General features: G+C 64.1%; 15 protein-coding genes. 5 read left to right on the forward strand and 10 right to left on the reverse strand.

What is annotated here, in order from left to right; all coding sequences use genetic code 11:
• Positions 1-13: 13 nt before the first annotated feature.
• From G5A46_RS19230 to G5A46_RS19240, 3 genes are read right to left on the reverse strand one after another with little or no spacing between them, the layout of a single operon-like run.
• The gene (locus G5A46_RS19230) at positions 14-1036 is read right to left on the reverse strand and encodes a TRAP transporter substrate-binding protein (RefSeq protein WP_163852184.1); all 1023 of its coding nucleotides are present in this window, start codon (positions 1034-1036) and stop codon (positions 14-16) included.
• A 24-nt stretch (positions 1037-1060) separates the two neighbouring features.
• Complete coding sequence (locus G5A46_RS19235) at positions 1061-2647, reverse strand: AMP-binding protein (RefSeq protein WP_163852186.1); 1587 nt, start codon at positions 2645-2647, stop codon at positions 1061-1063.
• Positions 2648-2662: 15 nt separating this feature from the next.
• Entirely contained in the window at positions 2663-4213 is a 1551-nt protein-coding gene (locus tag G5A46_RS19240) for an acyl-CoA carboxylase subunit beta (RefSeq protein ID WP_163852188.1), read from the reverse strand.
• Between the two features lie 134 nt (positions 4214-4347).
• On the opposite strand from G5A46_RS19240, the gene G5A46_RS19245 reads away from it, so the two are divergent.
• The 4 genes from G5A46_RS19245 to G5A46_RS19260 are packed head-to-tail and all read left to right on the forward strand — an operon-like array spanning position 4348 to position 8297.
• Positions 4348-5883 (forward strand): acyl-CoA carboxylase subunit beta, encoded by a 1536-nt coding sequence (locus tag G5A46_RS19245; protein WP_163852190.1) that lies wholly within the window; start codon positions 4348-4350, stop codon positions 5881-5883.
• A 34-nt stretch (positions 5884-5917) separates the two neighbouring features.
• Complete coding sequence (locus G5A46_RS19250) at positions 5918-6145, forward strand: acyl-CoA carboxylase biotin carboxyl carrier protein subunit (RefSeq protein ID WP_163852192.1); 228 nt, start codon at positions 5918-5920, stop codon at positions 6143-6145.
• A gap of 39 nt (positions 6146-6184) precedes the next feature.
• Positions 6185-6937 (forward strand): GntR family transcriptional regulator, encoded by a 753-nt coding sequence (locus G5A46_RS19255; protein ID WP_163852194.1) that lies wholly within the window; start codon positions 6185-6187, stop codon positions 6935-6937.
• Between the two features lie 10 nt (positions 6938-6947).
• Positions 6948-8297 (forward strand): acetyl-CoA carboxylase biotin carboxylase subunit, encoded by a 1350-nt coding sequence (locus tag G5A46_RS19260; RefSeq protein ID WP_163852196.1) that lies wholly within the window; start codon positions 6948-6950, stop codon positions 8295-8297.
• A 519-nt stretch (positions 8298-8816) separates the two neighbouring features.
• Here the strand turns inward: G5A46_RS19260 and G5A46_RS19265 are convergent.
• A complete protein-coding gene (locus G5A46_RS19265; RefSeq protein WP_163852198.1) occupies positions 8817-9527 on the reverse strand; it encodes an IS6 family transposase in 711 nt (236 codons plus the stop codon).
• A gap of 540 nt (positions 9528-10067) precedes the next feature.
• Between G5A46_RS19265 and G5A46_RS19270 the strand changes: the two genes are divergently transcribed.
• Positions 10068-11495, forward strand: coding sequence for an alanine/glycine:cation symporter family protein (locus tag G5A46_RS19270; RefSeq protein ID WP_163852201.1), 1428 nt, complete (start codon positions 10068-10070; stop codon positions 11493-11495).
• A gap of 78 nt (positions 11496-11573) precedes the next feature.
• Here the strand turns inward: G5A46_RS19270 and G5A46_RS19275 are convergent, their stop codons facing one another.
• The 6 genes from G5A46_RS19275 to G5A46_RS19300 form a co-directional block, all read right to left on the reverse strand.
• Positions 11574-12119 (reverse strand): carboxymuconolactone decarboxylase family protein, encoded by a 546-nt coding sequence (locus G5A46_RS19275; RefSeq protein WP_163852203.1) that lies wholly within the window; start codon positions 12117-12119, stop codon positions 11574-11576.
• A complete protein-coding gene (locus tag G5A46_RS19280) occupies positions 12116-12994 on the reverse strand; it encodes a carbon-nitrogen hydrolase family protein (RefSeq protein WP_163852205.1) in 879 nt (292 codons plus the stop codon). The genes G5A46_RS19275 and G5A46_RS19280 overlap by 4 nt, the downstream gene beginning before the upstream one ends.
• Complete coding sequence (locus G5A46_RS19285) at positions 12991-14658, reverse strand: ABC transporter ATP-binding protein (RefSeq protein WP_163852207.1); 1668 nt, start codon at positions 14656-14658, stop codon at positions 12991-12993. Before G5A46_RS19285 ends, G5A46_RS19280 begins: the two co-directional genes overlap by 4 nt.
• Positions 14658-15518, reverse strand: a complete 861-nt coding sequence (locus G5A46_RS19290; protein ID WP_163852209.1) for an ABC transporter permease — start codon at positions 15516-15518, stop codon at positions 14658-14660. The genes G5A46_RS19285 and G5A46_RS19290 overlap by 1 nt, the downstream gene beginning before the upstream one ends.
• A complete protein-coding gene (locus tag G5A46_RS19295; protein ID WP_163852211.1) occupies positions 15515-16459 on the reverse strand; it encodes an ABC transporter permease in 945 nt (314 codons plus the stop codon). The genes G5A46_RS19290 and G5A46_RS19295 overlap by 4 nt, the downstream gene beginning before the upstream one ends.
• Positions 16460-16570: 111 nt before the next feature.
• Positions 16571-18151, reverse strand: coding sequence for an ABC transporter substrate-binding protein (locus G5A46_RS19300; protein ID WP_163852213.1), 1581 nt, complete (start codon positions 18149-18151; stop codon positions 16571-16573).
• Positions 18152-18176: the final 25 nt, after the last annotated feature.

Below are 18176 nucleotides of genomic sequence, written 5' to 3' on the forward strand. Positions count from 1 at the left end.
TGCCCGCCTGGGATCACTGGCTGCCGACGTAATCGAGAGCCGCCTGCGCGACATCCGGGTCCAGGTTCTCCATCAGCTGGGGCAGGATCTGGTCCCGCTCCACCATGCGCAGCTCTTCCAATGCGTCGCCGTCGAAGGTGACGATGCTGCCGCCCATCTCTTCGAATGTCTTCAGCGTGGCCATGGATGCTTCCATGATGGCGGCTGTCGCCTCCTGGCTGATCTCTGCGCCGACCTCTTCCACCAGGGTGCGCATCTCCGGTGTCAGGCTGTCCAGCCAGGCGGCGTTGGCGATGATGTAGGCATCGTTGAACTGGGAATAGGGCAGCTGCGCGGTCTTGAAGTAATCCCACCAGCTGTAGCTTTCGATCGCGCCCGGCACGGTGGAGACGGTATCGACCATCCCGCTTTGCAGGGCGGTGTAGACCTCCGACGTGGGCAGCGACACCATGCGTCCGGCGTTGAACGCTTCCCATTGGGGACGTTCGGAATCCGACAGGACGCGGGCGCTGACCCCTTCGTAATCCTTGATCGAGGTGACATTCTCGCGCGTGGTGAACAGCGCGCTTGGCCCCACCGGGTTGTAGCCCACGATCTCGATCCCGGCAGAGGACGTGATGTCGTCCATGATGCCGCGCCCCGCTTCCGTCTCGTCGAAGAAGCCGCGAATCTCGTCATAGCTGCCGAAGACGCCGGGCAGGGTGGTGACGTAGTAATTCTTGTTCAGCGGCGGAAAGCTGACCACGCCGACGGCCATGCCGATCTGCACCGCACCGGAGGACACGCCGCCCAGCACGTCGCGAATGCCGAACAGCTGGCCGCTGGGAAAGACCTGAACGGAGAGCGCGCCGTCACTGCGTTCGGTGATGCGCTCGGCGAATTCGTTGGCAAAGGCCGAGGCCGGGTGTTTCGGGCCCCAGTGATAGGACAGTTTCGCGGATTGCTGGGCCTGTGCGGGCATGGCGGCGGCCAGCCCCAGGATGACGCCCGTGATCAGGCCCTGCGGCAATGCCGTGCGTTTCAGATGTTTGAACATGTTGGTTTCCTCCCTTGAAATGAATTACGTCGTCGCGCCGGCATCCTCCTCGATGGCGGCGAGACGTTGTTTCAGTTCGACCTTGTTGACCTTGCCCGCGACATTGCGGGGCAGGGCGTCGGTGAAATGCACCCGTTTGGGTTTCTTGTAGCTGGCGATCTGTGCGCGGCACTGGTCGATCACCTGGGCCTCCGTCAGGTCCGATCCCTCCTGAATGACCACGGCGGCCACGACTGCCTCGCCCCAATCGGGGTCGGGCAGGCCGGTGACGGCGGCATCCTTGATGCCGGGAATGGACAGCAGGGCATCCTCCACCTCGCGCGCGTAGATGTTGAAACCGCCGCTGATGATCATGTCCTTGCTGCGCCCGGCGAGAAAGAGGAACCCCTCCTCGTCCATCCAGCCGAGATCGCCGGTATGAAACCACCCATTGCGGACCGTTTCGGCGCGCATGTCGGGCATGTTCCAATATTCGACATCGGCCACGCCTTTGGCGCCGACGGCGATTTCACCGACCTCGCCCGCTGGCAGTTCCGCACCGTCCTTGCCCCGGATCGAAATCCGCACGTTCATCGTGGGCCGGCCGCAGGACTTCAGCCGGCGCGTCTCGTGTTCTGCCCCTTCGGTGACGTGATCATGCGGATAAAGCACGGTCAGCGGCTGCGGGCATTCGGACATGCCCAGGTGCTGGCGCAGGATCGGGCCGAAGGTCTCTATCGCCTTCTTGACCACGTGGCTGGGCGTGGGGGCGGTGCCGTAGTTGATGCGGGTCAACGACGACAGGTCATAACGACGGCCGTTGGTCTCGATATCGTCCAGCAGGCGGATGATCATGGTCGGGACCAGCAGCAGGTGGGTTACCCGCTCGGCCTCGATCGTCTGTTGCAGCAGCTCCGGTTCGAACTTCGGCAGGATGATGTTGCGGGCGCCGCGCAGGTAATAGGGGATCAGGTAGTTCCCCGCCGCATGGGTCAGGGGGCCGACGTGGATCATGCTGTCTTCAACGCCCAGGCGGTATTCCAGCGCGGCAAAGAAGTTGTCCAACCGATTGCGGAACCGCGCGTGGCTGTAGGCGATCCCCTTGGGTTTGCCCGTCGTGCCGGAGGTGTAGACGATCCGCGCCAGCGTGGCGTCGTCGACCTCGACCTGCGGCGCCCAGGCCTGTGCCTGGGCCAGCAGGTCGCCGTAGTTCAGGCTGCCGTCAGGATAGCTGTCCCACCCGACACCAAGCACATGCCGGACACCGGGGGCGCCGCGCGCCGCATCCAGCGCGGTCTGCTTGTGCTCTGGCCCGGCGATCAGGACGGTCGCCCCGGAATCGTTCAGGATGCCGGCCTGTTCGGGAACCGTGTGGCGTGCGTTCAGGGCGACGTAGGTCATCCCCGCCTTGGTCACGCCGAACACCGTTTCCACGCTTTGGATACTGTTGTTCAACAGCACCGCCACGCGATCCTGCGGCACGACGCCCAGGTGGGCCAGCGCATGGGCCAGCCGGTTGGAGCCGTCCTCCACCTCGCGATAGAGAAAGGTGCGGTCGCCAAAGATCAGGGCGGGCCGGTCGCGGTGCTGCCGGGCGGCCCAGGTGAGTTCATTTCCTGCGATAATCTTCATGTGAAAGGCGGATCCTTACTTTCTCATCGTTCGGCCGCAGCGGCCAAGAAGTTGCGGTAGCTGTTGCCAGGCGGTCTCTACCCAATCGCACAGCAGCGGGCGCGTCTCGCGCGGGTCAATGATGTCATTGATCCCGAACCGTTCGGCGGTGCGGAATGGCGAGGTGTAGCGGACATAATGGTCCGTCAGCTCCTGGCGGCGGGCCTCCGGGTCAGGCGCGGCCTCGATCTCCCGACGGTGGGCGGCGGCGATTCCGCCTTCCAGCGGGATGGATCCCCAGCTGGCGGAGGGCCAGGCATAGCGCAGGTTCAGCCCGCGCAGACGCCCATGCGCGGCCCCCGCCACGCCGAAGGCACGCCGAATGACGATGGTGCACCACGGCACGCGGCTTTGGTCGATGGCCGCCAGCGCGCGCATCGCGGCACGGATGGTGCCGGATTTCTCGGCATCCGGGCCGATCATGATCCCGGGTTGATCGAACAACGACACGACAGGCAGATGGAAGGTGTCGCAGAAATCCACGAAGCTCTCGATCTTTTGCGAGGATTTCAATGTCATCGCCCCGCCCGCCACGGCCGGATCACTGGCCAGCACCCCGACCGGGCGCCCCTGTAGACGGGCCAGGCCGGTCACGCTGGAGCGACCGGAATAGCGCCCGATCTCGAAAAAACTGTCGCGGTCGAAGACGGCGTTGATGATCTTGCGCACCTGGTAGGCGCGGCGTTTTTCCCGTGGGATTGCCTCCAGCAGCCAGTCGTCCTTACGGTCGGCGGGATCATCGGTTTCCGCAACTGGCGGAAGCGTGTGCACATTGGGCGGCAGGTAGGACAGGAACCGCCGGGTCTGGTCAAAGGCGTCAGCCTCGGTTTTCGCTTCGTTGTCGACAAGTCCACTGCCACGCGCATGGACCGAAGAGCCGCCCAGCTGTTCCTTGTTGACGTCGATGCCCAGCCCTTCCTTCACGACATAAGGGCCGGCGGCAAAGATATAGGACTGGTCCTTGACCATCAGCGACAGATGCGCGCCCGCAACCTTGATCGCGCCCAGACCGGCACAGGCACCCAGGGCGATGCCGACCACCGGGATTTCGCCCAGCATCCGCAACTGTTCCCAGGTGGTATAGCCGGGCAGCTTGGTGGATTGCTGTTTCTCCAGCAACTTGACGCTGCCCCCGGCGGTATCGACCAGCCGGATCAGCGGCAGGCCGAGGTCCAGCGCCATGCGTTCGGCGTAGATCCATTTGTCGCTGATCGTGCTTTCGGAAGATCCGCCGCGGATGGTGAAATCATCCGCCGACACCAGCACCTTGCGGCCGTGGATGCGGCCGGTTCCGATGATCGCGTTGGACGGCAGGATATCCACCAGGGTGCCGTCTTGGTCATAGGTGGCGGCCCCTGTCAGGCTGCCGATCTCGCAGAAACTGTCCGGGTCCAGAAGCATGTCGATGCGTTCGCGTGCGTTCAGCTTTCCCGCGGCGCGCATTTTCTCCAGCGCCTCCGGCCCTCCCATTTCCCTGGCCAATGCCTTGCGTCTTTGGATCTCGTCAACTTCGCGCTGCCAGCTCATGGCCTCCCCCTCTTCGACTGACGCCATCGGCGCCCGGCTCGATAAAACGCATGTGACAGATTGATGTCAATAATATTGTTGACAATCCGACAATCAAAATGGATGGTCGCCCATATCAAGAGGGGAGGGCAGGAATGTCGCACGAGGACAACAGGGTTGAGCTGGAAGCGCGTCGCCAGCGCGCCATGCAGATGGGCGGCGAGAAGAAGCTGAAGCAGCGGGCGGAGCAGGGTGTTCTGAACGCGCGGTCGCGGCTGGATGCGCTGCTGGATGCCGGTACTTTCCGCGAAGTGGGCCTGTTGGCGCGCTCCATCCGCAAGGAGGATCGCGACAGCACCCCCGCCGACGGCAAGGTCAGTGGCTTCGGCCATGTGGCGGGGCGCGACATTGCCGTCGTCTCCAACGACCTGACGGTCAAGGGGGCGTCTTCCTCCGCCACCAACGCCAAGAAGGTCGCCTATATCAAGCGGACGGCGACGCGGTCGGGGATGCCGATCGTATTCCTTGGGGAATCCTCCGGTGCGCGGATGCCTGACACGATGGGCGCAGAATCCATGTCGCAGGGCGGCGCGGATCCCGAGCAATATTGCCGCCGTCGCGATACGCCCTGGGTCAGTGCGATCCTCGGGCCCTGCTATGGCTCCTCCACCTGGTACACCTGCCTGTCGGATTTCCGGGTGATGCGTAAAGGCGCGACGCTGGCGGTGTCCAGCGCGCGCGTTACCTCGCTGGCGATCGGGGAAAGCGTGGATGCGGAGGAGCTGGGCGGATGGCGCCTGCACAGCGAGGTCACGGGGCTGGCCGACGCGGTGGTGGACACCGACGAAGAGGCGCTGGAGAAGGTGCGCAGCTTCCTGTCCTACTTGCCCGCCCATGCGGGCGAGGCCCCACCCGTACAGGCCCCCGGCACATGGTCAGCCCCGGATGCGGAAACGCTGTTGGACCTGATCCCGACGCAACGCACCCGTACCTACGATATCCGCAAGGTCATCCGCGCCATCGCCGACGACGGTTCGGTCTTTCCGCTGAAGGAGCGGTTCGGCAAGGCGGTGGTCACCACGCTGGCCCGACTGGAAGGTCAAAGCGTCGGATTCCTGGCGACCAACCCGTTTATCCGGGGCGGCGCAATGGATCCGGATGCCTGCCGCAAGGCGACCGATTTCATGGTGATGTGCGATTCCTTCAACATTCCGCTGGTCCTGCTGGTGGACACCCCCGGTTTCCTTGTCGGCGTCTCGGGAGAGCGGAAGGCAGCACCGGCGCATATCATGAACATGATGCACGCGCTGCAACTGGTCTCTGTGCCCAAGGTCTCGGTCATCCTGCGCAAGAGCTACGGCCAGGCGTTCCTGAACATGGGCGGCGGCCGAAACAGCGACGAAATCGCCGCCTGGACCAGCGCCGAGGTCAGTTTCATGGATCCCGGCGTCGGGGTCAGCGTCGTCTACGGCCTGAAGCGTGAGGACAATGCCGAGGCGTTCGACGCGGCCTGCGACAGCCTGCGCGCCGATACCAGCGCCTATGACATGGCGTCGGTCTTCGGGGTTCAGACCGTGATTGACCCGCGCGAAACCCGTGAATTCCTGACCCGGTCCCTGGCCCTGCATCGACGGCGGCGCAGCAACGGCGTCGGGCAGCATCACATGGCCAACTGGCCGACTTATTTCTGAACCTCACCCAATTTCGTTACCTGAAAGGAACGACATGTCCGAATTCCCAGTTGAATCCGAAATCGCCGGCACCGTCTGGAAGATCGAATCCGCCCCTGGCGACAGCCTGGAAGAGGAAGGGGTGATCATGATCCTCGAATCGATGAAGATGGAAATCGCCGTTCTCGCCCCAGAGGCGGGAAAGATCGTCGAAATCCTGGTTGCCGAAGGCGACACCGTGCGCGAAGGCCAGGAACTGGCTAAGATGTCCTCAAGCAGCTGAACGCTGTACAAGGGCCGGTAGCGCAGTAAAGGGGTGTCGATGGAGTTGCCTTTCTCAAATGTCGGAAACGAGGGCGAACAGGAGTTCGGCTACCGCCGGCTTCTGACGCTGCCTGACCAGATCGCAGAGCAGGTCAGCCGCGCGATCATGAGAGGCGATTACGGGCCGGGCGATCCGATCAAGGAACAGGCCCTGGCCACCTTGTTCGACGTCAGCCGCGGACCCGTCCGCGAAGCCCTGCGCATCCTGGAAAAGGACGGTGTCGTCCGGCTGGTGCCCAATCGGGGCGCCCGGGTCACGCGACTTACAACGCGCGAGGTCAATGATATCTTCGAAATCCGCGAAGCCCTGAGTAAGGTAGGCGTGAAATACCTCTGCAATACCGAGAACGAGCCATTGCGGCAGAAGTTCATCGCAGGCGCCGAAGGGCTCACAGACTTCGTCGAAGATCCTGACATGCTGTCGGATTACGTGCACCGAAGCTACGAACTGAAGACCATCCTTGCGGAGTCCTGCGACAATGTCCGACTGGCCGAGATGATCCGGTCGCTGGCCCGGCAGACCAACCGTTACACCCAGCTGGGCCTGCGCCGACCGGAGCGTCGCCACGAATCCGCGCAGATCTGGATCGACGTGGCGGATGCGGTGCGGGCGCGTGACGTGGCGCGGGCGCGTGACCTGATCTCCCGGCTGATCAACGATTCCCGGCGTGCCGCCGTGGCCGAACTGGAACGGGAAGCGGCGGATGCCGCCCCCGCATCCGATGGTCCGGGACGCCACCAGACCACTTGAAAGCAATAAAATGACCAGACTTCTCGTTGCCAATCGGGGCGAAATCGCCTGCCGTATCATTCGTGCCGCCCATGCCGTGGGGATCGAGGCCGTCGCCGTCCATTCCGAACAGGACGCCCAGCTGCCGCATGTTTCCATGGCTGACCAGGCGGTCTGCATCGGCCCGGCCGCCGCGCGTCAAAGCTACCTTGATGCGGAAAAGCTGATCCGGATCGCCGGAGAAACGGGCTGTACGCTGGTCCATCCGGGGTATGGCTTTCTGTCGGAGAATGCGGATTTCGCCCGGCGGTGCGTGGCGGCAGGACTGACCTTTGTCGGGCCTTCCGCCGATCATATCGCGCTGATGGGGGACAAGCAGAACGCCCGTGATGCGGCGATCGCCTCGGGCGTTCCGGTGTTGCCTGGCACCGGTCGTCTGGGCACGGACGAGGCGACATTGCGCGAACAGGCAGCGGCGATCGGCTATCCGCTGCTGGTCAAGGCGACCGCTGGTGGTGGCGGGCACGGGATGCAACGGATCGACGATCCGGCGGCGTTGATCGGCACCATCGAGCGGACGCGGGATTTCGCGGGCCGGATCTTTGGCGACGACAGCCTGTACCTAGAACGCTGCCTGGGGACGGCGCGGCATGTGGAGGTGCAGGTCTTCGGCTTTGGGCGGCATGGCGCGGTGCACCTGTTCGAACGGGATTGCTCGCTCCAGCGGCGTCACCAGAAGGTGGTGGAGGAAGCGCCCGCGCCCGGCCTGTCGCCCGCAACCCGCGATGCGATGACCGAAGCGGCCTGCAATCTTGCGCGATCCATCGGATATTCCGGTGCCGGCACGGTGGAGTACCTGTACGAGCCCGCAACGGGAGAGTTCTTCTTTCTGGAGATGAACACCCGCATCCAGGTAGAGCATCCCGTGACGGAGGTCGTGACCGGCCAGGATCTGGTCGCCGCGCAGATCCGGTTTGCCATGGCCCCCGACGCGCGCCCGCTGCCTGCGCAGGACGCGCTGCGGCTGGACGGCGTCGCGATCGAGGCGCGGGTATACGCGGAGAACCCGTCCAAACGGTTCCTGCCCGCGCCGGGGCGGATCGACAGTCTGATCCTGCCGCGGCTCGCGGATGTCGATTTCCATTGCGGTTATGCGACCGGCAACGAGGTCTCCGTTCATTACGATCCGCTGGTAATGAAAGTCGTCGCCCGTGGCTCCGACCGGGCGGCCGCGCGACAAACGCTGGTCGATGCCCTGAAGCGGGTTGAGATCCAGGGTCTGACCACCAACCTGCCGTTCCTGATAGAGCTGCTTGAACACCCGGATGTTGTTCAGGCGGAATATGATACGACCTTCATCGAGGCTGGCATGACGTGCTGAGGCCTGCAAACGGGGCGCGCGCGTTTGCCGCGCGCCCCTTCACGATGTCCGGGCGGTCCGTGAAGAGGGTAGCGGCGCGGGGGTGATCCCCGTGGGCGCCTGAGCCGCCTCTGTCTGCCTGAACCTTGGGGCGGCATCTGTCGCGTTGTGGGGCGGGATACCCTGTACCGGCCGGCAGCCGTGCACGGGCGGGCCGCCGGGCGAACGCCCTAAAGCGCCCCGCCAAAAACCTGAGTCGCAGGGAATCCCTTGAAGCGTGATCTGTGATTCATCCAGTTTGGGAGGATGGATCATGTCAGCACCTTTGCCGAATGCGCTGCGGGCGCGGTTTCAGAAGTTGATTGAAGAAGGGTCAAGCGGGCGCGCGGCGGCGTTGCGTTTGAAGCTTTCGCCCGCAACAGGCGCGAGATGGACGCTCCATTCGGCTCCTGGGGCGCGCAGACGTTTATCGCGCCGACATGTTCGAAGGGCATTGCCAAGTTATCGTCCATGGATTGGGTTAAGCGTGAGACCGTGCAATCAGGCCGATATTTCGGCAGCATAACCTTCCCACAGCTTGAACGCGTCGGCTCTGGCATGGCGGTAAGAGAGAGTGGAAAGGCGATAGCGGCGGGGACGAAAGATCGTATTGATTTGGTCGTGGGCGACGAGAAATCGGTTCGCCTGGCGTGGTGACTTGAACCGACCCATTATCTTTTCCCGCTTTCGCGTCGGCCGGTGTGACCCTTCGATCCTGTTGTTGAGCCCCTCGTGCGCCCGATGGTCGGCGTCTGGCGCAATGGCCTTGATCGGCTTGGTATAGCTGTGCAGTTTGTCCGTGATGACAACACGCGGTTCGCCATAGGCTGCGACCAGTCGGCCGAAGAAACGCTTTGCGGCTTTGGCGTTGCGGCGAGGCTGGATCAGAATGTCGAGTACATTTCCATTGCCATCGACTGCACGCCACAGCCAGTGTTTCACGCCATTGATCGGGACGACGACCTCGTCCATATGCCATTTGTCGTTCGGCCGGGGCCGGTCGCGTCGGATGCAAGCCGCGAACTGAGACCCGAAACGGTTCACCCAGAGACGAACCGCTTCACGACTGACGATGACGCCACGCTCTGCCAGCAGGTCCTCGACATCCGCCGTGCTGAGAGCAAACCGATGATATGCCCACACCGCATAGGTGATGATTTCACGAGGAAAACGGAAGCCCTTCAGCCGCGGCAATGAGGTCGATATGGTCATGGTGCCGCGCTATCCGAGAAGGACAACGCGATCAACTTGGCAATTCCTCTTCCGTGGAGGCCAGGATCGGCGGCAAGATCGCGTAGCTGGGATCCCGGATCGTCGGCAGGTTCGCGAAGAAGATGGTCGATCGGTTCTTCACGAACTGCGCACAGGAACCGTAAAGGTGAACGCCGCTTGACCGCGGAGGCGGCGGCAAGCCCCCTTTCCGCACTTTCGCCGAACACTGACACCGCGCGGGTGGCAAAGCCATCGGTTCGGTTGCAGACGCCCCCGGATGGCTGATACGGGGGTATGTCCGCGCGTTGACCCTTGCACCAGCCACCGCTCAACGCCGGTTCCTTGTCACTGTCCCAGGTCGGGGAAAGGCTTGATCAGGCCCGGCGCTCGGGTCAGGATGACCCTGCGTCGCGCTGATTGATGCGGGTTTGGCGCCAGGGCGCACGTGGTGGGCGGGGGTAGTGTAGGTCTGAGCCCCGCGCTATTGCATGGAGTCCACGCATCATCGGCGGAAAATCCGCAGAAACGAGGGACACCATCATGGAATTTCTGGAACTCATATTCGGCAAGATCGGAGACCTGACCTGGGGCTGGTCACTTATCCCGATCCTCGTCATCTTTGGCTGTTTCATCACCATCGCGACCGGTTTCGTGCAAATCCAGTTCTTCGGACGCATGTTTCGCGTGCTCTCGAACAAGAACAACACCGGCGACCCGAACCAGATCTCCGCGCGGGAGGCGCTGCTTGTCTCCGTCGGCGGGCGTGTAGGCGGCGGCAATATCGCCGGTGTCGCGGTCGCGATCTCGTTGGGCGGGCCGGGGGCCGTGTTCTGGATGTGGACCATCGCGCTGGTCGGCATGGCCACCAGCCTTGTGGAATGTTCCCTGGCGCAGCTGTACAAGCGCAAGGTCGGGGAAAACACCTATCGCGGTGGTCCGGCGACGGCGATCATCCATGGCCTTGGCCGGGAATATCGCTGGCTGGCGGTGGTCTATGCGATCTGTCTGATCGCCGCTTTCGGCCTGGGATTCAATGCGTTCCAGGGCAACACCGTGGCCGGCGCCGTTCAGGACAGCCTGGGCGTAGACCGGCTTTGGACGGGTCTTCTTCTGGCTGCGATCTCTGGCGTGATCATCTTTGGCGGGATCCACCGCATTGCCAAGGTGGCGGATGTGGTCGTTCCGATCATGGCGGTCGGCTACCTGCTGATGGCCGCGGTCGTCATCCTGATCAATGTCACCAGCCTGCCGGGCGTGCTCTATGATATCGTGGCGAACGCCTTCGGTCTGCGCGAAGCGGTCGGGGGCGGCATGGGGGCAGCCATCGCCCAGGGCCTGCGCCGGGGTCTGTTCTCCAACGAGGCGGGCCTGGGCTCGGCCCCCAATGTCGCGGCGACAGCGGATGTGCGTCACCCGATCAGCCAGGGCATCACGCAATCGTTCTCCGTCTTCATCGACACGATCATCATCTGTACCTGTACCGCCTTCGTGATCCTGCTGGGCGATGTCTACGTCCCGGGTGCCGAGGGGATCGACGGTGTCGCGCTGACGCAGCAAAGCATGGTCTTCCATCTCGGGGCCTGGACACAGTATTTCCTGACCGGGGCAATCCTGCTGTTCGCCTTCTCCTCGATCATCTACAATTACTATCTGGGTGAGAACGCGATGGCCGTGCTGACGAAGAACCCGATGGGCATCCTGATCCTGCGGGTGGCGATCATCGGCATCGTCTTCCTGGGGGCGACGGCACCGGGGGCAACGGCGGTGTTCTTCTTCTCCGATCCGATGATGGGCATCCTGGCGCTGGTCAACCTGCTGGCGATCATGATGCTGTTTCCGGTGGCCATGCGCCTTCTGCGCGATTTCCGCACGCAGTTGAAAGCCGGTGTGGAGCGTCCGGTGCTCAACCCCGACGATTTCACCGACCTCGATATCGACCGGGAGGCATGGAACGTCCCCGCCAGGTAACCCGCCGCCGCCGCGCGGCAGGGCAGGACAGAGGAACAGGCCGTGGCACGACGCTGCGGCCTGTTCCCGTTTCAGACCTCAGGCCGATGGCAGTGGGGCCTCCGCCAACTCCCGCGCGATTTCCGTATCGAGCGGGGTGCGGTAGGTCATCAGCAGGTAGCCCAGGACCGAGTAGAACCCGACCATGGCGATCAGATCGATGACGGCGGTGCGCCCGATGGCGGCGGCCAGTTCGGCCTCCTGCGCGGGGGCCAGCTGCCGGTCGTCGATCAGCGCATCGACGGCACGCACGATCAGCCCGTCCTCCCCCTCCGGCATGTCACGGATGGCGGTGATGCGGGCGTCCGACATCCCCAGCTTGCGCGCCCGGCTGACATGCTGCCCCCATTCATAGGAAGACCCCAGCCGCAGCCCGGTGCGCAGGATCACCACCTCCGAACGGATCGGGCCCAGGGCGGAGTCCTTCACCACATGCTGGCGCAGCGGCGCCCAGGCCCGCAGCAACGCGGGATTGTGCGCCATGGTGCGGTAGACATTCAGCTGACCCGCGAAGTCGCCCAGCAGGTCGGCGATCTCCTCGGGCCAGTCGGCATCGGAAAGGGGCGGGCAAGGGCTATCGGTCAAGTCGGGTCTCCTCCGGGGGCGAGGTGGCGGGCGTAAAGGGCCGGGCGACGGTCGGTCCAGATCCCGGTGAAACTGCGATACCGCGCGATCTCCGCCAGGTCGAGAGGGACGCGCAGCACGTCCTCTTCGTCGTGGTCGAGACGGCCCAGCACCGTGCCATCGGGGCCAATCGCACAGGACCGGCCGAAGAACCGTTGATCCCCCTGCGTCCCGGCGCGATTGCAGGACAGGAAGAAGACGCCATTTTCCACCGCCCGCGTATAGGCGCGATGGACAAAGAGATCCGCGTCGGCCACGGGCGCACCGCTGGCCCCGAAGGACGCCCAGGCCGAGGTGATGATCTGCGCGCCCTGCCCCGCCAGGGCGCGGGTCACCTCGGGAAAGCGGATATCGTAGCAGATCTGCATCCCCAGGGTGGTGCCAAGCGCGCCAAACACCGGCAGGGCATCGCCGGGCGTGAAATACAGCTTTTCGTTCTGCCATTGATGGGTCTTTACGTAGATCCCGACGCGACCCTCGGGCGTGAACAGGACGGACGTGTTGCGGATCACACCTGCAATGCGCGCATCACGCAGCCCAAGACCGGCAACGAGGGTCACCCCCAGATCTGCGGCAAGGGTCGTCAGGCTGGCCATCTCCTCTCCGTCGGGGGCCGCACAGGCCGACCAGAGCGCCGCACCGTAATGCGGCACCTGCGCAAAGATCGGCCCGCCGGGCACCAGCGGTTCGATATAGCCGGTGTTGGCCAATTCGGGAAAGACGATCAGATCCGCGCCGGCCGCGGCCTCCGCCCGGATATGCTCCGCCATGCGGGCGAAGTTGCGGGCGGGGTCAAGGGGGACGGCATCGAACTGGACAAGATGTGCGGCGATCATGCGGGCTCCCCCACGCGGCGGCCCCTGGCGAAATCCCAATCCCGGCCGGGGGCGGCCTCCAGCAACGCGCGGGTGTAGGAATGCTGCGGGGCGGACAGAACCTGCCCGGCCGGGCCGAATTCCACGACCTCCCCGCGCCGCATCACCATCACATCATCGCAGATCTGCGCCGCGACGCGCAGATCATGGGTGATGAACAATAGCGCAAGATTGCGCCGTGCCTGCACCTCTGCCAGCAGATCCAGCACCTGCGCCTGAACGGAGACATCAAGGGCCGAGACGGCCTCGTCCGCGACAATCACGTCCGGCGACATCATCAGCGCGCGGGCAATGGCGATACGCTGGCGCTGCCCGCCGGAGAACTGGTGCGGATACCGCAAGAGCGCATCACGCGGCAGGCCCACCACGTCCAGCAGCTCGGCCGCGCGGTCCAGCGCCTGGGCGCGCGGCTCACCGGCGTTCAGCGCGCCTTCGATCAGGCTGTCGCCGGTCGTCAATCGCGGGTTGAGCGAGCGGTTGGGATCCTGAAAGATCATCTGCACCGCGCGACGGGCCGGGGCCAGGGCCGCCTGCCCCTCCAACGCGGCGATGTCGTGGCCGTTGACCAGGATCGCGCCGGAGGTCGGATCCTCCAGCCGAAGCACGCACCGCGCCACGGTGGACTTGCCAGAGCCGCTTTCGCCGACAATCCCCAGGGTGCGCCCCCGGTCCAGGCGAAAACTGACATCGCTGACCGCATGAACCCGATGACCGGGGCGGCGCAACAGCTTGTCCAGGAAGGGGCGGAACGCAAAGACCTTGTTGACCGCGATCAGCTCCAGCACATGATCCGGGGCCTCCTGCGCGCGGGCGGGCCGGGGCGTCAGGGCGGGGACAGCGGCCAGCAGATCGCGGGTGTATTGCTCCTGCGGCTGGCGCAGCACCTGTTCGGTCGTTCCGGCCTCGACCACCTCGCCGTGGCGCATGACGCAGACGCGATCGGCGATATCCACCACCACGCCCATGTCATGGGTGATGAACAGAACGGCCGTGTTCATCTCCTCCTGCAGTCTGCGGATCAGCTCCAGGATCTGCTTCTGGGTGGTGACGTCCAGCGCCGTTGTCGGTTCGTCCGCGATCAGCAGTTTCGGCTTCAGCGCCAATGCCATCGCGATCATCACCCGCTGACGCTGGCCGCCCGACAATTGGTGCGGGTAGCTGTCGTAGATACGGGCCGGGTCCGGCAGGTTGACGCTTTCGAACGCTGCGATGGCGGCGGTCTTGCGCTCGGGTGCGCTCATCCGGCGGTGCGCTTTGTAGATTTCGTCCATCTGCAACCCGATGGGCAGCACCGGGTTCAGCGCTGTCATGGGCTCCTGAAAGATCATTGCCATCTCGGCCCCGCGCAGGGCTTTCGTCCGTGCCGGGCTGGCGGCGGTGATGTCCTCGCCGTTCAGCGCCGCGCGGCCAGCGGTCACCTGCAACTCCCCCGCAGGCAGCAGATCCATCGTCACAAGCGAGGTGACGGATTTGCCGGAGCCGCTTTCGCCGACAAGGCAGAGCGTTTCACCCGGCGCGATGTCAAAGGAAATCCCCTTGAGGATCTCCGCCGGGCGGCGGCCCATGGTGGCGACCCGCAGGTCACGCACCGACAGGACGGGCTGGTCAGTCCGGGGATCAGGCATCACGAACGTCCTTTCATCTTGGGGTCCAGCCGGTCGCGCAGGGTGTCGCCCAGCAGGTTGATCGACAGGATGCACAGCGACAGGACAATGGCGGGCCAGTAGACCAGCCAGGGATTCATCGCGAAATAGAGCCGCCCCTCGGCCATGATGTTGCCCCAGGTCGGGGTTTCGGTGCCGATCCCGACGCCGAGAAAGGACAGCGCCGCCTCGGTCAGGATGGCGGAGGCATAGATATACGTGCCCTGCACGATCAGCGGCGCAATGGTCGCGGGCAGAAGGTGGCGCCAGATCATCCGCAGCGGCCGGGTGCCCAACAGAACGGCCGCCTCCACGAAGGTTTCGGAACGGGTGGCCAGGACCCTGGCCCGCACAAGCCGGACAACCTGCGGGATCTCGGGCAGCATGATGGCGATGATAACGGTGCCCAGCCCGGCCTTGGTCAACGCGACGATGGCGATGGCCAGCAGAATGCCGGGGATTGCCATCAACCCGTCCATGGCCCGCATCAGGACAGCATCCAATCCCCGGAACCAGCCAGCAAGCAGCCCCAGCGGGAGGCCGATGAGGATGGCGCCCAGGGCCACGCCCCCCCCGACCATCAGCGAGACGCGCGCGCCATGGACCACGCGGGAATAGAGATCGCGGCCAAAGCTGTCGGTGCCCATCCAGTAGGTGCCGTCCGCAGGTTTCAGCCGCATCATCGCATTCAGTTCGGTCGGGGCGAAATTGGCCAGGCGCGGCGCAAAAAGGGCCATGGCAACGATCGCCAGCAGCACGACCAGGGCCAGCACCGTGGTCCAATGCGGCGGTGTTTCCATCAGGCGCTTGCGGGGCGCGGCGGCGCTTGTCGTCAGGCTCATTGGTAACGGATCCTCGGGTCGGTCAGCGCATAGGAAAGATCGATCAGCAGGTTGATCAGCACGTAGGTGCCCGCGGTCAGCAGGATGATCGCCTGGATCAGCGGGTAGTCGCGGGCCAGCACGGCATCGACGACCAACCGGCCAAGGCCGGGGATGTTGAACACGGTTTCCGTCACCACCACGCCCGAGATCATCATCGCAAAGCCGGTGCCGATCACGGTCAGGATCGGGATCGCCGCGTTGCGCAGGGCGTGGCGGAACAGCACGATCCCTTCGGGCAGCCCTTTGGCGCGGGCAGTACGCACGTAATCCTCGCGCAGCACTTCCAGCATGGAGGCCCGTGTCATACGCGAGATCAGGGCGATGTAGATGGAAGCCAGCGCCAGGCCGGGCAGGAAAATGCGATGCGCAAAGGGCCAGAACCCGTCCGCCAGCGGTTTGTAGCCCTGCACGGGGAACCAGCGCAGATTGACGGCAAAGACACCGATCAGGACGTAGCCTATGACGAAGATCGGCACTGAAAATCCCAGGACGGAAACCGCCATCACCAGCCGGTCGGTCATCCCGCCATGGCGCCATGCGGCCAGCACCCCCATCGGCAGCGCGATCATCAATGTCATCGCCATGGCCACCAGCGACAGGGCCAGCGTCGGGCCAAGCCGCTGACCGATCATCTCCAGAACCGGCCGGTCCGAAATCAGCGATCGGCCGAAATCGCCCTGTGCCATGTTGCCGATCCAGGTCAGGAACTGCACCGATAGCGGGTCGTTCAGGCCCAGGCTTTCGCGGATCGCTTCAAGCTGATCAAGCGAGGCCTGATCCCCGGCAATGGCCTGCGCAGGATCTCCGGGTGTGAGGCGCAGCAGAAGAAAGACGAATACCGCAACGAAGAACATCACGGGGATGGCCATCAGCAGCCTGCGCAGGAAATAGGTGATCATCGCTGTCTCCGGGGATCAGGATTAGGGACAGGGGCGGCATGGCGCCGGGAAACGGAAAACAGGCGACGGGCGGCCAGAAGGCGGCCGCCCGTTTCCCTTTCGGGGCCAATATTACTTGCTGACGCCCCAGAACAGGGTGATCGGGCCGGACTGGATGTTTTCCAGTTCTGTCCGCCAGGCGGCGACGGATTTGAATTCCCCGGAGTTGAAATAGAAGGAATCGTCCCAGGCGATCTGCTGGATCTCCTCGGCGATGGCCTTCTGCTCTTCCAGGGTGCCGGCCGTCAGGTAATCGGCGCGCAGTTCTTCCATGCGGGCATTCACCGGCCAGCCGGCCCAGGTGTTGTCATCGCCGGACCCGTTGATCAGCGAATGCACCAGCGGGTTCCAGATGCCCGCGACGCCCCAGTAGGTGAAGAAGAAGTTCCAGCCCCCTTCGCTGACCGGTTGCCAGCCGTTCTTGCGCGATTGCAGGGTGGACCAGTCCATGGAGGCAACTTCGACGGTAAAGCCCGCCTCGCGCATCCGTTCGGCGGCGACGATGGGCTGGGTGGTCAGGACGGTCAGGTCAGTGGGCTGCATCATCAGCACCGGCGTGCCGTCGTAGTCGGACGCCGCCAGCAATTCCTGCGCCTTCGCCATCCGCTCGTCCGCGCTCCCTTCGAGGTACTCGGCACCCACGTCGGAGGCAAGCGGCACCTCGCAGCCGTAAATCGACGGGCAAAGCTGGAAGAATTCCGAATTGCCGATCGCAGTCTGCATGATGGTTTCCTGATCCAGCGCATACATCACGGCTTTGCGGACCTGCGGATCGTCGAAGGGCGGCAGGCGGTGATTGAAACGGCCCGTGACCTGCGCGCCCAGCGGGTTCAGGATACCGGTCTCGACCTCTTCGTTCATCTCCAGCAGGGGCAGAAGATCGATGGTGACCTGCTCGATCAGGTCAACGTCGCCGGACTGGATCGCATTGATGGAGGTCTGCATGTCGGGCATCGCCTGCCAGACGACGCGATCCACGTTCACGGTCTTGGCGCCGGCGGTCCAGCTGGATGGTTCCTCACGCGGCACGTAATCCTCGTTCTTGACATAAACCGCCTGATCGCCGGGGCGATATTCGTCGGCCACGAACTTGAACGGGCCGGAGCCGATGATCTCGGGGATCTGCTCTCCCACGGGGGTGTCGGCCAACCGCTTGGGCATCATGAATGCCGGGATGGGCGAGGGTTTCGCCAGCAGTTCCAGCACCGGGCCGAAGGGCGATTTCATGTGAATGACCAGTTCCTTGTGGGACGTCGCCTCGATCGTATCGACATATTCCATCATGGTCTTGGCAGAGCCGTCGCGCTGCGACCAGCGCATCAGCGAGGCGACGCAATCCTCGGCGGTGACCGGGGTACCGTCATGCCACATCAGCCCGTCGCGCAGGGTCAGCGTATAGGTCAGCATGTCGTCGGAAACGGCGTAATCTGCCATCTGCGGTTGCGGCTGGTATTCCGCATCCATGCCCAACAGGGTTTCGAACACCATGAAACCATGGGTGCGCACGATCTGCGCGGTGCTCAGATGCGGGTCCAGGGACCGCAACGGCGCCTGCATGACAGCGGTCAGCGTGGTTTCGGCCCAGGTCGGCAGGGCCACGGTACCGGCCAGCATGGCGGCCAGGCCGAGGGTCTTCAGGGAATGGAAAGTCATTGAAAGTCTCCGTGTTGGGTTGGAA

It is taken from the genome of Pseudooceanicola aestuarii, from assembly GCF_010614805.1.
GTDB classification, from domain to species: domain Bacteria; phylum Pseudomonadota; class Alphaproteobacteria; order Rhodobacterales; family Rhodobacteraceae; genus Pseudooceanicola; species Pseudooceanicola aestuarii.